At 39.8% G+C, this 2,206-nt stretch carries 4 protein-coding genes; all 4 read left to right on the top strand.

Features of this window, described 5'->3' with window-relative positions:
• The first annotated feature begins 164 nt into the window (after nucleotides 1–164).
• Complete coding sequence (locus F0249_RS19715; protein WP_253825358.1) at nucleotides 165–767, top strand: DUF6338 family protein; 603 nt, start codon at nucleotides 165–167, stop codon at nucleotides 765–767.
• Complete coding sequence (locus tag F0249_RS19720; RefSeq protein WP_171757610.1) at nucleotides 768–956, top strand: hypothetical protein; 189 nt, start codon at nucleotides 768–770, stop codon at nucleotides 954–956. It begins immediately after the preceding gene.
• A 154-nt stretch (nucleotides 957–1,110) separates the two neighbouring features.
• The gene (locus F0249_RS19725) at nucleotides 1,111–1,920 is read left to right on the top strand and encodes a PhzF family phenazine biosynthesis protein (RefSeq protein ID WP_171757611.1); all 810 of its coding nucleotides are present in this window, start codon (nucleotides 1,111–1,113) and stop codon (nucleotides 1,918–1,920) included.
• A gap of 146 nt (nucleotides 1,921–2,066) precedes the next feature.
• Nucleotides 2,067–2,206, top strand: a 140-nt coding sequence (locus F0249_RS19730; RefSeq protein ID WP_171757612.1) for a peptide deformylase, incomplete at its 3' end; no start/stop codon positions are given.

Below are 2,206 nucleotides of genomic sequence, written 5' to 3' on the forward strand. Positions count from 1 at the left end.
TAGTCTCCAAATTTAGCTGTTTGACACACTAATTATGGCTCTGGCTTTAAGCTAACCCACGAAATTGGAGGCTAGCACCTCGTGGGGGTCATTATGTCTATACGTTATTGGTCATCATTCTGTATCATGTTAAACTTAGATGTGTCTAGTTGCTTATTGGGGTCATGATGAGTATTTGGGAAGTAGATAAACTTCAACTATTTATAATGTTCGTAATTCCGGGCTTTATCAGTATAAAAACATATGAGCTGTTGTACCCTTCACAACTACGAGACTCATCAAAGCAGATCATTGATGCGGTAACTTATAGTTGTATCAATTATGCTGTCTTATATTGGTTTATAGTTGATATTGAATCAGCTACTGGCTCAAGTAGTTTGAAGTCAGCCCATCCAAACCTTTACATATTTTTCTACATTTTTGTTTTGTTAATATTTCCGGTGATCTTAGCGTTCCTATGGAAACACTTACGTGAATCTGAAACTTTTAAAGCAAATCTTCATCATCCTACCCAAAAACCTTGGGACTACTTTTTCTCACAGAATCAGTGTTATTGGGTAAAGGTTGTGTTGAATGATGGGACCATCGTGGCGGGATATTTTGGTCCTAGATCATTTGCTTCGAGTGCTCCTGCTGAAGAACAAATTTATTTAGAACAAGTATGGAAGTTATCTGATGATGGTGCTTTTGAGCGTGCAGTTAATAACACCGCAGGTGTAATTATACTGACGGATGAAATTTCACATATTGAGTTTAGGAATGTATAAATGACAGAAAAAACTTTTGCTACTAATGGCTATCAACCAAAATTACAAACAGTTGATGTTACTAAAGGTTATCAACCTTCACGCTCAGATGTAACCCCCACAGGAGAGCCAGGTGCGGGTTATCAGCCAACTGGAACAGGAAACAGTCCAACTTCAGTTCCAACTCCAACACCTCCTGGTGCAGAATAACGTATAACAAAGCGTTTAAGACAGATTCCCAACGCATGGCATTTTTCATTCCATCGTTGGGTTTCGTGTTTTCGGTGGTATGGTTAGGTTTCGTGGTGGCGTTGCTCACTACTTAACGCGGCGTTATACGACTTTATCAAATTAGGAGATCGGAATGGATTTAGACATCTATCAGGTGGATTCGTTTACAAATGAAGCATTCAAAGGAAATCCTGCCGGGGTCTGTATAACAACTCATGGGCTAAGTGATGAGTTGATGCTTTCAATTGCTGAAGAGATGGCTGTCTCTGAAACGGCATTTTTATCGCTGTCAGATATGACGCTGAGGTGGTTCACTCCACAAGAAGAGGTAGCGTTGTGTGGTCACGGGACACTCGCAGTTGCTCATGTACTCAAAGAAAGAGGTCAGTTGAACAAGGGTGATAGCGTTAATTTTGAAACGTTATCTGGAACCTTAACTGCACTCATTAATGAATGTACAATTGAACTGGATTTTCCATCGCCTGCAATCGAGTTCGACGTTATTCAATCGCCTGACTTACTAGAGAATTTAGGTATAGATGCTAGTGAAGTCATATCCTTCGGTAGCTTTGATTCAAAAGTTTTTATCGAAGTTGATTGCGAACAAACATTACTGAATATTCAACCTAATTTTGAAGTATTGAAACAAGTTAATGGTCGTGGGGTTCTAGTTACTGCATGTTCAGATAGCAACGAACTAGATTTCGTTTCAAGGTACTTTGCACCTTGGGTTGGTGTAGATGAAGATCCTGTTACTGGCTCTGCGCATTGTGCTTTGACTGTTTATTGGTCAGAAAAGTTAAATAAATCAGAACTGAAAGGTTTTCAAGCATCGGCTCGTGGTGGATATGTCGCTACTGAATTATTACCTAATGGGCGTACGAAGTTGATAGGCTCAGCGGTAACAGTAATTAAAGGAACCATGCAAATACCAGTCGTCTAACAAACAATTTAAGAGTGACTCCTAACGCTTAGCGATTTCACTTTGAATTGAATTTTGTGTTTACGGCGCAATAGTTTAGCTTGGATGTTATTGCGTTGTCGCACCTTAATTGGGCGTTATGAGCTTCCAAGAATTAGAAGGAAAGTATGGCAGTTTTAGAAATTCTGACTGCACCAGACCCAAGGCTTAAGGTCAAAGCGGAAAAGGTGCAAGATCTCTCGACGGTACAAACATTAATAGACGACATGTTGGAAACGTTATATGCGACTGACAATGGTATTGGTTT

Origin of the sequence: Vibrio sp. 03-59-1 (genome assembly GCF_013114135.1) — a bacterium.
Lineage (GTDB): Bacteria > Pseudomonadota > Gammaproteobacteria > Enterobacterales > Vibrionaceae > Vibrio > Vibrio cortegadensis.

Excerpts from the sequence above, each read along its gene's own strand:
- F0249_RS19715 (WP_253825358.1), top strand. The coding sequence starts at position 165 with ATGATGAGTATTTGGGAAGTAGATAAACTTCAACTATTTATAATGTTC.
- F0249_RS19720 (WP_171757610.1), top strand. The coding sequence starts at position 768 with ATGACAGAAAAAACTTTTGCTACTAATGGCTATCAACCAAAATTACAA.
- F0249_RS19725 (WP_171757611.1), top strand. The coding sequence starts at position 1,111 with ATGGATTTAGACATCTATCAGGTGGATTCGTTTACAAATGAAGCATTC.